The organism is Alteromonas sp. G4i13 (assembly GCF_054960505.1).
The window spans coordinates 1-292 of the sequence record NZ_JBHNYX010000140.1; the positions used below are offsets into that span (position 1 = coordinate 1).

1 protein-coding gene is annotated in these 292 nt (G+C 39.4%); it reads right to left on the bottom strand.

Translation table 11 applies throughout. From position 1 onward, the window contains the following. Nucleotides 1-292 (bottom strand): IS110 family transposase (locus ACFI6J_RS21660; protein ID WP_462586415.1); only part of this gene is annotated, 292 nt, incomplete at both ends.

A 292-nucleotide genomic window follows, 5' to 3' on the forward strand; every position in this document is an offset into this window, starting at 1 on the left:
CGCGAGTGGGAAGTTCCCTCCCCGCATGAGCTTGGCAATCTTAAGTGCATCAATCTTATCATTTTTGGTTTTACCAGCATGAATGGCTTTCATGTAAAGCGCATGGCCAAGAATAAAGTCAATATTGTGCTCTTCACAAAAATCAGACACCCAATACCAGCAGTGCATGCATTCAACACCAACAACAATATTGCCCAGATAGGGTTTTAAAAGCGCTAACAGTTTGTCAGGTGAATCATCAATTTTTTCGTGTACGAGAATATTATTTTCATTATCAATAATGCAGACATAG